The organism is Paenibacillus taichungensis (assembly GCF_013359905.1).
GTDB lineage: Bacteria > Bacillota > Bacilli > Paenibacillales > Paenibacillaceae > Paenibacillus > Paenibacillus taichungensis.
In genome coordinates this window covers 160,765-178,963 of record NZ_JABMCC010000104.1, presented here as the reverse complement: position 1 = coordinate 178,963, position 18,199 = coordinate 160,765, and the positions used below count along the sequence as shown (strand labels likewise).

Here is an 18,199-nt window from a genome sequence, read left to right as displayed (position 1 = left end):
CGATTTATATGCCCGCTATCTGTATTTTTTCGCTAAATCTAGCCGGAATAGCAGGGCTGAAGTTCGTTACAATTCCTTAGAGTGTCATGATTGCGGTATAAGGTCTGTATGATTCGTTAACGCTTTAAACACAACGATCCGGGACATTTGTGGACAAATGCAGGAAAGTAACGCCCGATCCCCTTTTGTTTTGCTTGACTAACGTGTAAACTACAGGGTATGGAGAAGAAGAGCAACGGACCGATTGCTTTTTAAAAAATTCATTTCATAATCATGATTGATATACGGAAAACTAGTCTTGATTGAAGCCAAGTGAAAGCAATTATGAAATGGACTTATCTAAATGAATATACAGAGGTGTAACGATTGGCAAACTTTGAACAACTGGGCATTCGCCCGGAATGGTGCGAGATCCTGAAACATCAGGGTATCGCCGTGCCGACTCCGGTACAGGAGCGTTCGATTCCGGTATTGCTGGGTGGGCGCGATATTATTGCTGAGGCGCAGACGGGAACAGGGAAAACGCTGGCTTTTTTGCTGCCGATTATACAGAAAATTAATGTATCCGACCGCTCGCCGCAAGCACTGATTATTGCCCCTACGCGGGAACTGGCGCTGCAAATTACGGAAGAAGCGAAGAAGCTGACTGCAAACGACGATAAGCTACATGTTCTCGCAGTATACGGCGGACAAGATGTGGACAAACAGCTCCGCAAACTGCAAAACGGTACACAGATCGTGATTGGTACGCCGGGACGTCTCCTGGACCATCTGCGTCGTGGCACGTTGAAGCTGGATAATGTGAAAAAACTGGTGTTGGATGAAGCCGACCAAATGCTGCACATGGGCTTCCTGGATGATGTGGAGACCATTCTTCGTGAACTGCCACATAAACGTCAGACAATGCTGTTCTCGGCAACGATGCCAAAAGGCATTCGCATCCTGGCGAAGAACTATATGAAAGACCCGGAAGATGTGAAGGTATCCTCCAAGTCCGTAATTCCGATCAATCAGATTCGCCAGCAGGTGCTGGAGTGCACGGATCGTGGCAAACTTGAGGCACTTCGCGGCATGATTGATACGTATCGCCCGTACCTGGCGATTGTTTTCTGTCGGACCAAACGCCGTGCCTCCAAGCTGAATGAAGATTTGCGTGAAGCAGGTTATGCGAGCGATGAACTTCATGGGGACCTGTCCCAATCCAAGCGTGAGAATGTAATGAAAGCATTCCGTGACGCGAAATTGCAGATCCTCGTTGCTACGGATGTTGCTGCACGCGGACTGGATGTTGAAGGCGTAACGCATGTATTTAACTACGATATGCCGCATGATGCGGAAAGCTATATCCACCGGATCGGCCGTACGGGTCGTGCAGGCGGCACGGGCCTTGCCGTGACATTTGCAACACAACACGACAGACCGGAGCTTGCTCGTATTGAGGAAGGCACCAACCAGAAGCTGTCCCGTATCCAATGGACAAGTGAAGGTCCGGTAGCATCAACTGGAGCCAATAGACGTTCCATCAACAGTCAGGGTGATGAAGAACGTTCTGGCGGACGCTCCGCTGGGACAGGCAGTGCCCGTCGCGGCGCAGGTCGTACCGGCCGCAGCGAAGGCGGACGTGGTGGTCGTGGTGGTTCCCGTGGCGGCGAAGGTGGACGCAGCGGTGGTCGTAGTGGCGGCCGCAGTGGCGACGAGCGCAGCGCAGGCCGTGGTTCCGCGCGCAGCAGCGACAGCAGTCGCGGTGCAGCGGGTCAAGGCGGACGTGGTGCAGGTCGCAGCGGCGATGAGCGCAGCAGCGGCTGGGGCGGCCGTAGCGCCGACAAGCGCAGCTCCGGGCGCAGTGAAGGTTCACGCCGACCGGACTCCGCAGGGCGCGGGCCGGCCAAGAGTGACCGCCGCGATTCTCGTCGCGGGCGGTAAAAACGATAAAACCCATGGCAAGTAGTCTGGAAGGACGCCATATATTTTCCAAATATCAAAACACCTCATCCTAGACCTAAGGATGGGGTGTTTTTTCGTCGAAGCTTATATGATAAAAACTATACAATGTCACGCGTGAATCCAATACGCATGCAGGGGTAAATGAATTTTGGTTCGTCTATATAACAGGGATTGAGTTTGCACTAATTTACATTTCGAGACCATTTACTACAGTTCTACACACGAACATCTGCGTACGAATCCCGATATTTCTCGTTATAGACCCGACCAACCGACTCCGCCAGACCACCGCGTGCCTTACCAGGATACAGCTCCAGAGTTCGATAGAGCCGCATAAACCGATCTTTGGGCATAAAGCGCGCGTAGCGGGTAATAAGACTTGGGAACAACTCAATATATTTACTTTTCCGTACAGCAGCGGCAGCTACAGCTGTCAGAATCTGAATCCCGTTGTGCAACTGCAAAATATTCACTTCGTACGTGGCGATATACCTGATCGCATCTTCACGGACCAATTCGGGCTTCAGCCGTGCGATTTCACCGATATATTCAGCGAGCAGCCGCTCGAAGCTGCGCAGCAGCAGAGGTTTGAGCTGCAGATCCATATCACTGCGCAGTACAAAGGATTGCAGCAGCGCAACCTGCTGCAGACGAATCCGGTCGTTATAGACGAGTGAACCGATTTCCCTGAGCATTTCATAGGCGAGCGCTTCATCCTGCTTGCGCGCTTCTGCGACAAGAGCCCAATTCCGGTTAATGCCTTGGCGAATCGCTTCCTCATCCTGACGCAGCATGCGTTTAAGTTCACGCTGCTGTTCGACTTGGAAGGATCGCTTTTGCATGAAGATCAATCCAGCCAGAAGCAGCAGGGAGACGCTGGCCGCCGCCATCGTTTGGTCTATGGTTTCACCAAAATAGGTAGCAACCGCACCAAGAATTACTGTGATGAACAGGTCGCGTGCGATCCGGCGTTTCACGCGGGAAGAGGCGCGTTCTTCCACTGTAGCAAGGGTGCCGCGCCCACAGGCAGTACAGTGATCCTCCCACAGGCAGGTATACTGGCCGCACCGCTTGCAGACACGCAACTTTTGAAACGCATGCGTTGTTCTTATAAAAGGTCTGATGGATACAACTTGTTTAGTGCTCATGCTCAATCACGCTCGCCATTCAGAATAGTGTAGAGGGTTCGATCGGCATCTTCCCGGGAAACGGGTTTGCGCCGATGAAGCAGGAACGCAATCACCTTTATAATGACAAAAAGAAACAATATGGCGAGGCATCCGTATGTAACCATAATCCGTTCCTTTCTATGGCTTGATCATTTTGCTTTATTATAAGATGAACTATTGTTTGCACACCCAAGTCACTTCGATGGCAGAACAACCTTCCGATCGCTGTTATCCCCAGATTTCCTTGATTCCCTTTTGCTAAAGGGAGAAATCCGGTGATAAAGGCGACCGCTTCGCTTCTTCAGGTTCTTTCTGCCCTCTCCGTTAGCGTGTGATTCTTATATTCATCTTATAAACGATAATCTGATCAAGCGTCGTTATATTGCAGTTTGCTGGCAATAACTATATCATATTTCCATAGTTGGAACTTTCATGCCAGTTAATGACGTGAATTCGTCGATTTTTGTCAGTCATTACAAAACTGTAACTGAAGATAGGGGTGCTTTTCAGAATTTATTAGTAGACTGTTAAGATTTCCTTAAGGCTTGACGCCTATAATAAACTATTCCCATTTTAATCTCAAACGTGAAGGAGTACACCCAATGCTGCGGACAAGCAAAATACGCTGGCTCAGCGGAACTCTGGTTCTGCTGGCATTTCTAACGCTGCTGCTACCTCAAGCGTTGCTGCCACATGCTGCAGCGGCTCAGGCACAGACAAGCGGAATCGATGCGGTACTTGTAGCCGATGTAAGTAATTCAATGAATACAAGTGACCGTGACAAGATCAGCAATGAAGCCATGAAAATGTTTATTGATATGCTGCCGGTCCAGGGGGACAAGGTAGGGATTGTCGCTTACACCGATCAGGTGGAGCGGGAAAAGGCATTGCTGGAGATTCAGTCCGATGCGGACAAGAGCAGCCTGAAAGATTTTATTGATCAGCTCGGCCGAGGGCCATATACCGATATCTCTGTCGGAGTGGCTGAAGCAGTGAATGTGCTGAACCATGGGGCAGACGCATCTCACTCACCAATGATCGTGCTGCTGGCTGACGGCAACAACGATTTTAACAAAACGAAAGGTCGCACCCAGTCTCAATCCGATGCGGATCTGGCAAAAGCCGTCAAGGAAGCACAGGATCAGGGGATTCCCGTCTATACGATTGGACTGAACGCAGACGGCAAACTGAACAAGGACGCACTTGCAGATCTGGCTCAGCAGACCGGAGGCAAGTCTTTTATCACAGATACACCGGATGATCTACCCCAGATTCTGAGTGAGATTTTCGCTGATCATGCCAAACTGAATGTCGTGAAGCTGCCCTCCATTACAGGAAACGGCAGTTATCAGGAAGTTACCGTGAACGTACCGAACGACAGTGTACTTGAAGCCAACATCTCAATTATGTCTTCAAAACAAGTCCAGATTGAATTGACCGATCCTTCTGGCAAGGCCGTAGATCTCAACTCTGACGCAGCCAAGCTCTCGACTTCGAAGAGTTATTCCTTGGTGAAGCTGCTCAAGCCTCAGGAAGGCGACTGGAAACTTCGGGTAAAAGGGGCTCCGAAAGACAGCATCGATATCAACCTGTTGTTCAACTATGATCTCCAGCTCGTTGTGGACCCAATTAAGACCAAGTCCTATACGAAGGGCGACAAAGTGGATCTGACCGCCAAGCTAGAGAATGGAGGACAGCCTCTACAGGATAATGATCTGTATGCCGATATGAAGGCGACATTGGTCGTAAACGATCAGGATACAGGCAAAAGCACGGAGCAGCCGCTCGAAAACACGGGCTCCGGGTTCGCCGGAACGTTCGAAGTGCCGGACAACCATAACTACGAGCTTGTTATCCGTGCAGAAGAAGACAGCTTCTACCGGGAAAGTGCTCCAATTACGATCAATGCGGGCGGAGCAGCCGGTAGCGGAACTCAGCCAACGACTCCTGCGGGCGATCAGGACAAGCCGTTTCCATGGATGCCTGTTATTTTGGGCGTGATCGCCTTGATCGTGGTAGCTGTGGGTGTATGGTTCCTGCTAGGCTGGTTGAAACGCAAAAACCGTGGATTTGTCGGACAGATGGTTGTCGAAATTCGCGATGAAAATACCGGGGACAAGTCGTACCCGCAATATAAAAAGTTGGCATCTTTCCGGGGCAGATTCCATCTGCACCAGCTGTTACAGCTGGACCCTGAATTGAAGGAAACCGAGAAGTATGTATTTACGCCCAGCAATGGGGATCGAATTATAATCCGCAACACCGCAGGCGGAACGCTGGAGAAATCCGGCCGTGCTGTTGATGCAAGCTCAGGCGTTGAACTGAAGAACGGTGACCGACTGAGCATCCCGCTGCAACAGGCGGACAAAACGATTTTGATCGAGTATTTGGTGTAATCCAAAGGAGGACAACGAATGAAACCGATTGTTAGAGAACATATTCAGCAACTGGATGTATCGCTTGGCGGAGGTATTGTCAGTGAGAAGATCAGAGTCGATACGATTGATAACCCGATTCTGATTATCGGTCTTGGAGGAACAGGTATTGATGCGCTTTTGCGTCTTAAATACCAGATTAACCGACGTTTCAAGTTGCCACAGGACCCGGTATCCAAGAAGAAAATGGACAAACCGTCCAACGTGGAGTTTCTTGCTTTTGAAACGAACGAACAGGATCGCGCCAAAAAGTATAAAGGCATCGGACTCGATCCAATTAATGAATTCGTACTTCTGTCCAATGCCGAGATTGGTGGATTGCTTCAGAACCGCAGCGTATTGGAGCCGTATATTACGGACTGGCTGTCTCCGGAGCTGAGCATCACCGATGGCATGAACGGCGCCGCAGGGGTGCGCCAGGCTGGACGACTGCTGCTTTTCACGAAGATTAACCAGGTCGTGCAGGCGATCGACAAAAAGATCAAAACATTATCTGTAGGCACCAACAAGAAACTGATGGTGTTCCTGCTGACAGGTCTTTCCGGCGGTACGGGCAGTGGTTGCTTCCTCGATATTTCCTATATTGTGCGCGGGATTATCGAACGCGATCACGGCTCTGCCGGGATTGACCGCGTGAACACGCTTGGATATCTGTTCACCCCAGACGTGAACCTGTCCAACAAAAGCTTGAGTGAGCACACTCGTGAGTACATCCGCAAGAATGGATACGCTGCGCTCAAGGAACTGGATTATTGGATGAACGTGGATAGCCGGGGGGAGCGTTTCTCTCAGAAATACGGCAACATTCTGACGGTGAATTCACCGTTGCCACCGTTCAACTTGTGTCATCTGATTTCCGCAACCAACACGGAAGGCAAACTGCTGGAGAACGCCTATGATTACTGCATGAACGTCACCGCCGAGAACATCACCAACTTTATGGCGAGTGAGGAAAAGCAATCCGGCGAGGAGTTTGCCATCCACGATTATATTAGCAACATTCGCACGAACATTGCACAGATGAACAAAGCCTATCCGGCCAACTATGATTACAACATTATCGGTGCATCCTCAGCGGTACTACCGATTGAAGAAATGACGACTTATCTGGCTTACCGCATGTTCGACAAAATGAACACCATGTTCTCCAAAGCGCCAAACCAGGAGGATACCGAGAAATTTGCCCGCAAGCTCGGCATTGATCTCGAAAGTGTGGTCAAGTCCTTTGAAGCCCGTGTGCCGGAGCCGCTGCCAGGTTATCAGAACAGTGAGCGTCTGTCCTATGGCAATGTGGTGAAATCACAGGTCGTGAACATGGACACTGAACTGGAGCAGAACTTCCTGGCTCGTGCCCGTGAAGAATATATCAAGGCGAAGAAGCAACTGCCGGGAGAAATTGCGGGTCAGTTCACCGAACAGATCCGGCGTATGTTTTTGCATCCCGAACAGGGTCCGTTCTATGTCTCCCGTCTGATCTACACGGAAAAAGGCTTCTGTGTGCTGAAGATGATTCAGTCATACATTGAAACCTTGCGTGAGAATGCCTTCCGCATTCCGCGTGACATTGAGGCCGCTCAGGAGCAGTCCGAAGAGAAGCTGGGCGATGCGAAGAGTGCGTTTGTCTCCAAAGAGAAGAAGAAGAATGCTTATATTGAAGCAAAAATTCATGAGTACTGGCTGCACGCCGATGTGGAACGCAATGATCAGATGATCGAATTCTACGAGGACCTGTACGAATTGCTGAACCAGGAGAACAGCCGCATTTATAACGTATTTACTGAAACGCTGAACGCACTTAGCTCGATCTTCTCCAAAAACGGGGATATCCTGACACGCGGCGAAGAACAGTCCGATCACAAAGGCAACAAAACGTATTACTGGAACGTTGTAAGTGTGCCGGATATCGTCAGTGTGGTGGATGGACTGCTGGACAAGCGCGATACGGATGATCTGATCCGTGATTTCTCGCGTGAATTGCTGGAGAACTCCAGCCAGTGGGTGAAAGAAAACGAGATCGATATCGTCAGCTCCATCTCTGATTTCCTGACTGAGAAGTTCGGAGATCTGATTACCCGCTCGATGGAGGACTTCCTGGTTATCAAATATGGACAGGACGAGTCGGTAGAGAAATTCGTGGAACGCTTCATTGCAGGCAAACTGGATGATGAGGCAGTTCCGGTGTTCAATCTGAGCAACAGCACAGGCAGTCTGCATTTCCCATCCTGGGGATTCGTATCGGTGCCGGCACAGGCGCCGGGCATTCTGAGAGGGATTCGCAATTATCAGAATAATGCGGTGGGCAAATCTCATTTTACCGTTAAGGAAAGTGAAGTGCGCAACCGGATCTTCTGGCTGAACACTCGCAACGGGGTACCATTGTTTGTGTACACACCACTCAAAGTATATGAGGAAAGTTATGAACGTACCATTTTGGACAAAGAAGGTATCGGACGCCATCTGGTGCAAACCGAAAAGAATAACTGGACCTATCTGCCGTCGCCAATTCCAGAAAAGTCATGGGGAGATGTGTACGAGAACGCCCGGGTGAAGCAGTACAATGCCCGTGTACGTACCGAATTCGAGCAGGCGCTTGGATACAACATTGTGACAGCCAAATCCATTGATGAGAATACAAGCAACCGCTATGCAATTGTGACAACAGAACCGTTTGACCTGTCTGCGAAGCTGGGTGCCTACGACATGCGCCTGACGTCCACCACCCCGAACCTGGGTGAAGTGAAGCGGGCAGTCATGGAATTGAAACGCTTGCAATCCGAAGGATTGCCACGGGTGTCGGTGAAGGACATTTTCGGAAGTATTAATGAAGATATGGCCAAAGAAAACCTTGTGCGTTCCCCGCAGCTGATCGCGCGGGTACGTGAAGAACTGGCGAAGATGAACGCCATCTCGGCCAAAGTCGCCGAGCTGGAAGGCATTCTCGCCCAGCATCAGGACGAGGAGCAGTGGTATGACCGCTTCATCGAAGCACTATACACCGATACCATCGTGAAGAAAGGCGCGCTATACGTCTATGATCGTGATCCGGAAGAAGACGCGTGGGAGCCGTTTGCGAACCTGATGAAGAGCCGCAACTTTGCCGAATATGAAGTGTTTGGCAACTTCCGTGGATTGGCAGAGAAGGATCGCAGCACATTGCTGCGCAAAGCGTCCCGCCGCGATAACGACCTGACCGCTTCCGAAGATATCACGCCATTGCTTACGAAATTGGATGATCTGGCTGCATTGTTCATGGAGTCCCGTGATCGTCTGGAATACGAGCGAGTGGAACTGGCGAACGGGGAAGATATCTACCAGTTCTACAGAACGATGTCATCGAAACTGAATGACATTCGCAGAAGGCTGAAGTAAGATGGCGGCCGGGATGGAGTTCAGCTCGAACAATGCTCTGAAACGCAATCTGGAGAAGTATGCAGCACAGTATGCAACTGAGCAGGAGCGTCAAGGCAGCCTGGGTGATGGTCGCAGCAGCATCCATTACCCCGCGTTGTTCCTGTTTGTGGGTGACCAGGTCGCTCCGGCAGTGTCTGCTGTCCAGGAAATCAACCGGCTGAAGTGGGATAACGGAGAAGGTGTAGTCTATGTACAGATTGGAACGGAAAATCAGGAGCATGCCCAACATCGTGACCATGACCCCGCACAAACGAAGCATGACCATTACAGTGCAGGTGCTCATTCAGGATATGCGCGTGTTAACGGCTTAAGTGATGCAAGGAATGGCAGCACTTCGGATGATGGTCAGGTGACACGTCACGTGCTTCCCTTGTCCACCATACAGACAGATCGACCTTCCAAAACGCTTCGCAAGGATGTGCATCGCAGTTTTCACGATTCAGATCAGGCACTCTTTGGTCTGAATCGTACCTTGCGGCGGGTGAGTAATCGTATTGCCGAATATGGACGCCTATATTCATCGTTCGATCGAATCTACGTGACCGTTGTGACCAGAGCAGATGATCCATTGAATGTATTGTTGCCGGAGCTTACCAAGCTAACTGAGACGATACTGGCTCAATCCTTCAAGTCGGTACAGACCGATTTGCATGTGCTGGTCAGCGAGATGGAGCAGGTTGATTCCTTTGGATATGCAAGCGCGGCGGGACTCGCTTTTCTGCGGGAACTGGATTACATGCAGGGGCTGGACTATACGTTCAATGGCAATCTGCTGGTTACGGAGGACGGTATCTCCATTCCGGTTGTACATCCCGCTTCTCCGCTATTCGATCTCGTATATATTTTGTCAGACAAAAACGAGCGGGGAACTGGCGTACCTGGCGGGTGGATCGAAAATGCCCAGATCATCTGCCGAATCTGCCTGCTCAAGAACCGGAAGCAGGATGGAAATAACTCTGGTTCAGTGACAAGCACAGGGGCCAACACGTATAACAATACATCGTTCAAAAATAACATTCGTACGACCTCGGATCAGCATGGTTATGCCAGTGCAGGTTTTGCCGAGATTAGACGGCCGAACAAACCTATTGCACTCGCGGTGTTGTATCATCTGTATCGTTATTTGCTTGAGCGGATGCAGCAAGAACCTGAGTGGAGCATCAAGGACAAGCTCGCCTTTTTCGGACTGGATGGGGCTTCGGTAGAGCGCAAAGTGGAAGGGATTCTTCCCGATGAGGATCTGGTGAGCGGCATGAGCGGCATTATGACGCATAACGTCAGCTTCTCCGATCTGAAGCCGCTCTCGCTGCGTGAAGCGGAGAGAGCACTGTTTGGGCAAGGCGCAGAGGCGTATTTCCGTGATAACGTGGTCCGTCTTGCCGAGGAACGAGTACGTCAGCGCAGCACAGAAGACTCCCTTCGTCGTAAAGCTGAGCAATCACGTACGGAGCATCCTGAGGTTGGCTATTTTCAGTGGGCCGCCTGGAGTGACAATGGGTTCGGCAGCGTGCGTGAGGCTTTGCTTGGACTGATTCGTGATAAATCGGTGCAGCTTGAATCTGCACGTGCCTTGCTTGAGCAGCGTCAGCAGGAGCGGGTAGAGGATCAATCGTTCAAACGGGCCTTGTTCCGTGACAAACAGAACGTGCGCAACTTAATCGATTGTTTGCTGGAGCGCGTGTATGTGCCCAAAGTTGAATTGCTGCGCCTGGAGAATGAATTGCAGCTGCTTCGTGTCTATGACACAGAGATGGAACAGCTGCATACGTTCAGCCGCAGCGTGACGGAAACACTGGCAACGCTGGAGCGTGTTTTGCGTGAGACAGCGGTAGAGAGCATAGCGTCTGCAGATGAATATATCGGTCAGAACGTAATGGAGTACTATGGCAAAGTGACGGAAGTGTTAATCGCAGATTTGGAAGCGAAGCGTGGACGGGATGTCTGGTTCGAGGACCGCTATATGGGGGACATGAACCGGCTTGCCACAGAAGGAAACGAGCGACTCCTGCAACGCCTGATGGAGGTATGTCATGTGATGCTGCTTACAGCAGAACCGCTCCGGGTACCTTTCGAAGAAGAATTGCTGTTACGGGCGAATGTTACCATTACGTATGGCGACAAAAATGTACTGACCCGTGATGATCTGTTCCGCCGATTGTATCGCACACTGGAGGAACAGGCAGTCGTTCGGGTAAGAGTATTCGACTATACGCAGGAACATCGTTATGAAGAAAAATATTTCTTTGGTGATCATCATAGTGCCTTCATGGACTATGCGGCGCATGCCGAAGAAACGTCACGGATCTATAAGCTGGGTGTGGTATACGAAGAACGGAGCAGTGGTGTGGAGAAGCTGAATCTGATGGGAGGCTTCCATCTGGAAGACCTGATGGTGTATCGCAATGGTCGGGTGTATTACGATTCGTATACGGAGAATGGTTATGAGCTCCATCCCTCCGATCTGGCCGAGAAGCTGTCACCCATGCGTTAAAACATAAGGCTGTATCTTATATGGACGGAAGGGAGGTACAGATGGACGACGGAACCAGGGGCCTGAAGCCGGGCAAAGTGCATCTTATTGGCTCGCTGTATCCGGGAGTGGCTTGACGTCGTCGATCTGTTTTCCGTTCATGAACATGAAATTTCTTGTTTTTCTTCATCCGGTTTCGTATTAATTCAGCCGTTCATCGGCTGGTTTGGAAAGGATGCATGCAAACATGCAGCGAAAAATTAATCTTCTCCTGGTCCTGTTCAGCCTAATTGGCGGAGCTGTGGGCTTTGCGGCTGGAGAAATCATGCTGCGTCAATGGCTCGGGGAAATGCCCCGTCTATTGCTGATGGGACTATACTTTGGCGTGTTGGCGCTTAGCGTCGGATTATTCTGTTTACTCGCAGAGATGATCTCGCCAAAGCTGAACGGAGCTTCCTGGAAGCTGCGATATCTGGGACTATCTTGGAAACTGCTTGTTCCAGCAACGCTGGCGCTGTTGTTTGTCGTCGGACTTGCCCTGCAATTGCTGTATCAGATTAACCCAGGCGGTGTGAAGCAAGTCAAGGATATCGTGCTGATGATCGATAACTCAGGCAGTATGAGTGAGACAGACCCGGATAACGGTCGCTTTGAAGCGGCCAAAACACTGATCAGTCAAATGGAAAGCGATAAACAGGTGGCTGTGATTACCTTTGATGATCAACCCGAGCTGCTTCAGTCGTTCACCCCGTTGGACAGCGAAGCTGCTAAAAAAGAGGTGTACAGCAAAATAGACAGCATCGTGACGACCTCGGGCGGGACTAATTTCGATGCAGTACTACGGGAAGCGATGGAGCAGATTAAGGGCAAACAGGACCCGAAACGCGGAACGGTAGCAATCCTGTTATCCGATGGATTCAGTGATGCAGACACATCCAGCATTTTGTCTGAGTATGCGAATGAACAGATTGCCGTCAATACGGTAGGTCTGAGTCTGGTGGACCCTTCCGGAACCGACTTGCTTCGTCATATCGCACAGCAAACGGGCGGTATGTACTATGATGTACCGGATTCCGGGGGACTGAATCTGGCATTCCAGCAAATTTACGATACGATTGATGAACGAACGCTGGTGACCGAACGTACAGGCATGATGGAGCACAGTACGTATCTGGCTATTTTTCGAGTGGTTGCCTTACTGTTGATTGGTGTCGCACTGGGCGTGTCGCTAGGACTTGTATTCGATAATCGTCATCTCGCACTCAGTTTCGGAATTGGTGGGGCCGTGTCTGGTTTATTAGCAGGACTTCTGCTCGAATGGGGCCTGGACGGATCAACGGTTGGCGATACATTTGTAAGATTCGGAGCGATGCTCATCTTATCTGGTGTGTTAACCCTGTTCAGCTGGATCATTCCGATCAAGGAGAATACACCGCGGAAGACGCGTGGACGCCGCGATGCTGGTGGAGGGACCAATTCGGTGGAAGGATTCGGTCAGCGGGCAAGAGATTCGCGCAGCAAAGGATTTTAACGTCTGGAGGTAGGCGATAGATGCGTTTTACGGATGCAGACCCTTCAGCGCCCCTGATTCGCAGACTGACACTTGCAGTGGATGAGAGCCAGTGTACACTTCGCTGGCTATGGCCAGAGAGCGTGGAAGCTGTATATGTTGAACGGCTGGAGCTCGATATGATGGGTGATGATCGTACCGGGGAGCAGGCTGCACAGGGCAAGCTGAAGTTATACACAAAAGAAGAATATAAGGCGAGCAATGGATATATGGATCGAATCACGGGTTTTGGTGCAATTCGTTACACGGTGCATGTGTGTCAGATGGAGGAGGACGGGCCAGTTCTGGTGCGTCAGCGTGATGGAGACAACACGGTAGTTGCCAGTGCAGGCAAGGCGGATATTCGCTTTTCGATCCGGTACAAGAGCGGTTTTTTCCAGAAACGAAAAAGTGTACTGATGACCGTTACAACGGAAGCACCTGTTCCGAAGGAGGCGCTCTGTTATGTTCGCAAGCAAGGCGGAGTTCCGTTGAATAAGGAAGATGGCACGGTGTACCCTTTTGTGAGTGATTTTGCTCCCGGGAGAAATGAGATGCCACCCATCGAGGTAGCCAAGGACGATTACGTGAGGTTATTCTTCACGGACGGACCAAAGTATGGAGCCGCCTATAGGCTTATATCAGACTAGATAGTTAGGCTTTTTGTCTAACTGATCAGGGGAGGGGAGCGGCTATGAGCTTTTTTAGTCGATTTTTGAAGAGACAGCAGCCGGAAGAGCGGCCGTTGTTTTACGATATCGTATGTCCGTATTGCTTCAGCAAGTTTTCACCGGAGGAGGTTGTGTTCCGGGCTGCGCATCATCGCGACGACGATGAGGACTACGCACTTGGGGAAGATGCGAAGCTCAATCGATATCGCGAACGGTTTGGACTGGATACGGTGTTTGATATGGAGGCTGTGCTGGCTCCGCATGATGTACCTGAGGAACATCGCATTTATTCGGACAATATTGTGATGGGCCTGAACGATCGTTATGGTGTGGTTACACGGCGTCGGCTGTGTCCACAGTGCCATAACGAGCTGCCTGTCACAGCAGGCAAAGCACCAAGCAATATCATTTCCATTATCGGTGCATCCCAGGTGGGTAAATCCGTCTACATGACTTCATTGATTCATACATTGCAGCATTACACAGCCGATCATTTTGATGCGGCCTGCATGCCGCTGAATGCGGAGATTAGCCGCCGGTTTCGAGCCGATTATGAAGAACCGCTATTCGAGCGGGGCGATTTGCTGGATTCAACGCAGAAGGAGAAACTGCAGGAGCCGTTTATTTTCCAATTTGTATTCAAGGATGAAGATAAAGCCCCGCTGACACTGGTGTTCTTTGACGTCGCTGGTGAAGGTATGGTGGAGCAGGACTATCTTGGACTTCACGGGCAGCATATCAAGAACTCGGCAGGTATTCTATTCATGGTGGACCCGCTTCAGATTCGTTCCATCCGGGACAAAATCCGCATCAACCTTGGCAACGAGCCAGGCGAGTGGACGCCAAGATACGATGAGCCGCGTGATGTGGTGTTAACGATGTTCGGTGACTTTATCGCGTACCAGGACAAAGCCAAGACGAATATTCCGACAGCCGTTGTACTCACCAAAAGTGACATGCTGCACTCCCTCAAGGACGAAGAGGGCGATTATATCAAATCGAACAGTAACGTGTTCCGCAACATGGTGCACCGCGATTGGTTTGACTTAACTGAGTTCGAAAATATCGACGGGGAGATCCGGCGTTTTATCGAGAAGGTGGACCGTCCGTTCAAGGGCACGATGGATGTGTACTTTAAGGATACGGCTTACTTTGCGGTGTCAGCGCTGGGAAGCAATCCGGTAGATATGAAGCTGCAAGGCGTGGTCAGCCCAATCCGTGTCGATGAGCCATTCCTCTGGCTGTTGTACAAGCTGAAGTACATTGAGGGGAGAGTGGGATGATGCGTTCTTCCGTAACCCCGCCAATTGAACAACAGCTGTATACTCGAGAGCGGCGCGGGGTGTTCCGCACAACGGAGGGGTTCGATACGGTTGCCGCATCGCCGGGACTGGACCCTTCTTTTATCAAAAAAGTGCTTCACCCCTACTGTGTCTATGACGCTCCAGCGGAGCTAACAGGCCGTAGCGAGAAGGACGAGAAGAAGTTTCCGGCTGCCATTCACCTGCTTCATCTGGAGAGTGGGGAGACAATCCTTGGGCAAAATGTGTACCAGTCGGCGGATTTCACCGGGCTGCGCAGTGCCTTTTTCGCTCATAATTACGTCTTGTCTCCCGAACGCTCGGAAGAGCAGGTGAAGCAAGGCGGCTGGCTGGATGCTGTGTTCGCCACGTCCTATGACATCGAACAAGGCACAGTGCTGCCTGCGCTTACTGAATTGCCACGTGCAGCTGGTGTTGGACAAAGCTCCCCAAGCCAGATTCTTAGTGCTCTGAAAATGGACGAGGTGGTATTCAAGCGTCTGCTCTACGCCGTCATGCAAGCTGTAGCGACACGTCGGAAGGTATATATAGCGCTGGATGTGCCCGCTGAGGAAGTTACTGCCGGAGCCAAGGGACTGCTGCGTTTGTTATATACGGCTTTACCATACGCATTCCGGCGGCAGTTGGGATTCATGACGTTTGCCAAGGAGCCGCAGGCCAAGAAAGGCATTCACGTTCAGTTTGTAGAGCGGGGTACGTTGCGTCCGAAAGATCGGAATACGGAGAAGGATTTCACCTTTGATCTGGTATCGGGCAGAGTTACCCATGCAGATGCATCTGTGGCGAAGCTTCCATATGCGGAATTCGCTTGGTCATTGCTGCACGAACCTGCGGCAGCCGATTCATTTTATGCTTTTGCGGATGAGATGCTAACTGGAATGGAACCTGGACGGGAGCTCTCCATTGAAGCATACGGGGAACTTTCTATGTTCTATCGTCTGGAGCAGGGGATGGAAGAGTTGTACCTGGATAACAAAAGCGATGTCCTAAGTGGATTGCTCACCTACTTGAAACCGGAAGGCGGAGCGCATCAACGTTCACGCTTGAATGAGTTGTTCCTGACGTTGCTTAGTCGTGAGCTGGACAGCGTCAAACGGGAGAATGTACCTGAGGAATCAGTTGCAGCACGCATCGGGGAGTATTTTCGGGTCGCTGCGCCAGTCGTACAGTCCCGAATTGTGGATTATTTCATCTATGGCATTAATAACGCCCGTTCGCAGAAACGTATGCGTGCCGTGCAGGAACTGTACGGCTTGCTGGATCGGGACAGCCTGTTAAGCCGTGCTTTCTTCGACAAAGTGCTCGCGAACGAATCACTGACCAAACTGTTGTTTGAGCCCTATTTGGATAATCAGTTGAAACGCACGGAATCAGCTGCGGATGTTGTGGAAGTGATCCAGAGATGGATTACATCTCACCCGTCTGCCATTCACAATAGTTTCTTGCTGGAACGGACTTCAACCGAGCTGCGTGAACGTTTGTGTTCTGCACCCAACCCTGTTCAGTCTGCCAATGAGGCACTTAAGCGGGTTAGTGTATTGGATCGTGTACCAGTTGCAGGCTCCCTAGACACGGGTATTACCGCCCGGATTGGACAGTCTGGAGCTTCAGTTCGCGCTAACCAGAAAGGTGGACCTGGGCCCGCTGTCCAACCACCAGCGTATCAGGAGGATTTAACCCGGCTCGCAGATAAGCTGGCTTACGTTATTAACTTGTTTATGATCCAGGATCTCGATCTGGAGCGGGTTAACCGTGAACAGCTGTTAAGCATTGATATTTTGTTGCACGGAAACGAGGTTCGGGACTGGGCTGCTCGCCAGGGCTCAGATGTATCTGCGCGTACAAACATGATGCTGGCAGCGAGAGCATGGCTTAGCGGTGAAGGGCGTGAGGAAGAGGAACTGGAATCCCTCTCTTTGGCCGAACGTAATGAGCTCCAGCGCTGGACGCGTCGCTGGCTTGCCGGAGAGCTTCGCGAGCGCCCGGATACGGCTTCATTTGAAGCACTGCCACTGGCTTTCTATCGCGGTGGTAGCGGCAGCAACAGACTCGATTATCCAGGCCTGATTGAATTTATCTACAGTAGTTCAGGACGCACAGAAGTGTTGTATCAATTTATGGAGTGGTCGGGGAATCAACGTTTGTTTATTCGCGGCTCCAACGCACATAAGGGATACTCGGATGCAATCGTGGCTTATTTCAAGTCCCATGATCGCGAAGCTTTCAAGTCAAAGTCAGCTTTCAAACCCTATTATGCCAGAGCAAGCAAGACGATGAAGCCGGCCTACGACCGCGCCAAAACAGAGTTGGCTTCCCCGCTGGTGCGCATGCTGACAGGTAAAAGGAAGAACCTTTTTCTAGGATCGGTCATTGTCATCCTGATTCTTGGTATAGCTGGAGGCACGTACGCTTTGATGAGCGATAAGGCGGGGACACCTGCGGCAACACCTCCACCGACACAGGAGCCCGTTGTTCCCGCTGAACCGGTGGTGGAGCTCGCTGAACAGATCGCCTACCTCGTTCCTGCATCCGAAGCGGACGACGGTACACAGACGCCTGCCCAGTTGGTGATCCGTTACAGAGACGAAACGGACAGCAATGCTTTGCAAACGGACACTCTCCAATGGAACTTGAAAGATGGTACTACACAGAAGCTCAATGCTGAGGGTGTATGGGAGAGTTTCAACCGAAATGAGGAGCCCGATGGCGAAGGTATAGCTGGTGACAGCTCAGAGGGTACGCCTGATGGAAGCTCAGCAGGTTCCTCTACCGATAATGTGGACGATACTCAGCAGAGCGGAGAAGCTCAGCAGGGGGCAGATTCAGCCTCAACGGAGGGCAACACTTCAGACCCAGCAGCAGGGAGCACGACGGATGCAGGTACTGGCACCACCTCTGATTCTACGGATGAAGGCACAGGACAGGGAAATGCAGACGGCACGGCTTCAGATCCATCTCAGTCTACGGGAGCAGATTCATCTTCAGTGGAAAACCTGACTGTTGCCGAAGCAGATCGTCTATATCCTTATGGGCACCAAGTGGAGCTTCCGGCCGATTTTGATCTGAAGGACATCGTGAGTGTCCAGAGTGGAACGACTGTGATCAACCTAGTCCCGGAACCGAAGCTCTAAGTGGCATTAATTGAATATGTTATTAATTTGAATACAGCCACCTCGAAGAATTTCGTAGGGGCTGTATTTTTGTTTTTGTTCAAGCGATGGAGGATGA

9 protein-coding genes are annotated in these 18,199 nt (G+C 50.9%); 8 read left to right on the top strand and 1 reads right to left on the bottom strand.

Annotated features, from left to right (window positions below; translation table 11 throughout):
* Positions 1–366: 366 nt before the first annotated feature.
* Positions 367–1,923 (top strand): DEAD/DEAH box helicase, encoded by a 1,557-nt coding sequence (locus HP548_RS09065; protein ID WP_163758185.1) that lies wholly within the window; start codon positions 367–369, stop codon positions 1,921–1,923.
* A gap of 236 nt (positions 1,924–2,159) precedes the next feature.
* Here HP548_RS09065 and HP548_RS09060 read toward each other — a convergent pair whose 3' ends face one another.
* A complete protein-coding gene (locus tag HP548_RS09060) occupies positions 2,160–3,092 on the bottom strand; it encodes a hypothetical protein (protein ID WP_099857405.1) in 933 nt (310 codons plus the stop codon).
* A gap of 623 nt (positions 3,093–3,715) precedes the next feature.
* Between HP548_RS09060 and HP548_RS09055 the strand changes: the two genes are divergently transcribed.
* The 7 genes from HP548_RS09055 (at position 3,716) to HP548_RS09025 (ending at position 18,102) form a co-directional block, all read left to right on the top strand.
* Entirely contained in the window at positions 3,716–5,509 is a 1,794-nt protein-coding gene (locus tag HP548_RS09055; protein ID WP_175381456.1) for a vWA domain-containing protein, read from the top strand.
* An 18-nt stretch (positions 5,510–5,527) separates the two neighbouring features.
* Positions 5,528–8,917, top strand: a complete 3,390-nt coding sequence (locus HP548_RS09050; protein WP_076287516.1) for a tubulin-like doman-containing protein — start codon at positions 5,528–5,530, stop codon at positions 8,915–8,917.
* Between the two features lies 1 nt (position 8,918).
* Positions 8,919–11,450: a transcription initiation factor TFIID gene (locus HP548_RS09045; RefSeq protein WP_175381455.1), complete on the top strand. Its 2,532-nt coding sequence runs from the start codon at positions 8,919–8,921 to the stop codon at positions 11,448–11,450.
* 226 nt (positions 11,451–11,676) lie between these two features.
* Positions 11,677–12,960, top strand: coding sequence for a vWA domain-containing protein (locus tag HP548_RS09040; RefSeq protein ID WP_163758177.1), 1,284 nt, complete (start codon positions 11,677–11,679; stop codon positions 12,958–12,960).
* A 20-nt stretch (positions 12,961–12,980) separates the two neighbouring features.
* On the top strand, positions 12,981–13,628 hold the full coding sequence (locus HP548_RS09035) for a beta-mannanase (protein ID WP_175381454.1): 648 nt from the start codon (positions 12,981–12,983) through the stop codon (positions 13,626–13,628).
* A 44-nt stretch (positions 13,629–13,672) separates the two neighbouring features.
* Complete coding sequence (locus HP548_RS09030) at positions 13,673–14,932, top strand: TRAFAC clade GTPase domain-containing protein (RefSeq protein ID WP_024632789.1); 1,260 nt, start codon at positions 13,673–13,675, stop codon at positions 14,930–14,932.
* Positions 14,932–18,102 carry a GAP1-N2 domain-containing protein gene (locus HP548_RS09025; protein WP_175381453.1) on the top strand — a complete coding sequence of 1,057 codons (3,171 nt, stop codon included), beginning with the start codon at positions 14,932–14,934 and terminating at the stop codon, positions 18,100–18,102. The genes HP548_RS09030 and HP548_RS09025 overlap by 1 nt, the downstream gene beginning before the upstream one ends.
* The last annotated feature ends 97 nt before the right edge of the window (positions 18,103–18,199 follow it).

Bases quoted from the DNA above. Each gene is read 5' to 3' on its own strand.
- HP548_RS09025 (WP_175381453.1), top strand. From the start codon at position 14,932: ATGCGTTCTTCCGTAACCCCGCCAATTGAACAACAGCTGTATACTCGA.
- HP548_RS09050 (WP_076287516.1), top strand. From the start codon at position 5,528: ATGAAACCGATTGTTAGAGAACATATTCAGCAACTGGATGTATCGCTT.
- HP548_RS09055 (WP_175381456.1), top strand. From the start codon at position 3,716: ATGCTGCGGACAAGCAAAATACGCTGGCTCAGCGGAACTCTGGTTCTG.
- HP548_RS09045 (WP_175381455.1), top strand. From the start codon at position 8,919: ATGGCGGCCGGGATGGAGTTCAGCTCGAACAATGCTCTGAAACGCAAT.
- HP548_RS09030 (WP_024632789.1), top strand. From the start codon at position 13,673: ATGAGCTTTTTTAGTCGATTTTTGAAGAGACAGCAGCCGGAAGAGCGG.
- HP548_RS09035 (WP_175381454.1), top strand. From the start codon at position 12,981: ATGCGTTTTACGGATGCAGACCCTTCAGCGCCCCTGATTCGCAGACTG.
- HP548_RS09060 (WP_099857405.1), bottom strand. From the start codon at position 3,092: ATGAGCACTAAACAAGTTGTATCCATCAGACCTTTTATAAGAACAACG.
- HP548_RS09040 (WP_163758177.1), top strand. From the start codon at position 11,677: ATGCAGCGAAAAATTAATCTTCTCCTGGTCCTGTTCAGCCTAATTGGC.